This window comes from Acinetobacter sp. YH12233 (assembly GCF_013417725.1).
In the GTDB taxonomy this organism is placed as follows: domain Bacteria; phylum Pseudomonadota; class Gammaproteobacteria; order Pseudomonadales; family Moraxellaceae; genus Acinetobacter.
On the sequence record NZ_VPDK01000087.1, the window covers coordinates 1 to 1,210 of the forward strand.

1 tRNA gene and 1 rRNA gene are annotated in these 1,210 nt (G+C 52.2%); both read left to right on the forward strand.

The annotated features are described in order from the left end of the window. A 16S ribosomal RNA gene (locus FTV12_RS16350) occupies nt 1–1,072 on the forward strand; the annotation flags it as partial. A 61-nt stretch (nt 1,073–1,133) separates the two neighbouring features. After that, nucleotides 1,134–1,210: transfer RNA gene (locus tag FTV12_RS16355), tRNA-Ile, on the forward strand.

Below are 1,210 nucleotides of genomic sequence, written 5' to 3' on the forward strand. Positions count from 1 at the left end.
GGGATAAGTGGACGTTACTCGCAGAATAAGCACCGGCTAACTCTGTGCCAGCAGCCGCGGTAATACAGAGGGTGCAAGCGTTAATCGGATTTACTGGGCGTAAAGCGCGCGTAGGTGGCTAATTAAGTCAAATGTGAAATCCCCGAGCTTAACTTGGGAATTGCATTCGATACTGGTTAGCTAGAGTATGGGAGAGGATGGTAGAATTCCAGGTGTAGCGGTGAAATGCGTAGAGATCTGGAGGAATACCGATGGCGAAGGCAGCCATCTGGCCTAATACTGACACTGAGGTGCGAAAGCATGGGGAGCAAACAGGATTAGATACCCTGGTAGTCCATGCCGTAAACGATGTCTACTAGCCGTTGGGGCCCTTGAGGCTTTAGTGGCGCAGCTAACGCGATAAGTAGACCGCCTGGGGAGTACGGTCGCAAGACTAAAACTCAAATGAATTGACGGGGGCCCGCACAAGCGGTGGAGCATGTGGTTTAATTCGATGCAACGCGAAGAACCTTACCTGGCCTTGACATACAGAGAACTTTCCAGAGATGGATTGGTGCCTTCGGGAACTCTGATACAGGTGCTGCATGGCTGTCGTCAGCTCGTGTCGTGAGATGTTGGGTTAAGTCCCGCAACGAGCGCAACCCTTTTCCTTATTTGCCAGCACTTCGGGTGGGAACTTTAAGGATACTGCCAGTGACAAACTGGAGGAAGGCGGGGACGACGTCAAGTCATCATGGCCCTTACGGCCAGGGCTACACACGTGCTACAATGGTCGGTACAAAGGGTTGCTACTGCGCGAGCAGATGCTAATCTCAAAAAGCCGATCGTAGTCCGGATCGCAGTCTGCAACTCGACTGCGTGAAGTCGGAATCGCTAGTAATCGCGGATCAGAATGCCGCGGTGAATACGTTCCCGGGCCTTGTACACACCGCCCGTCACACCATGGGAGTTTGTTGCACCAGAAGTAGGTAGTCTAACCTTAGGGAGGACGCTTACCACGGTGTGGCCGATGACTGGGGTGAAGTCGTAACAAGGTAGCCGTAGGGGAACCTGCGGCTGGATCACCTCCTTAACGAAAGATTGACGATTGGTAAGAATCCACAACAAGTTGTTCTTCATGACGATGTATCTGAGGGTCTGTAGCTCAGTTGGTTAGAGCACACGCTTGATAAGCGTGGGGTCACAAGTTCAAGTCTTGTCAGACCCACCA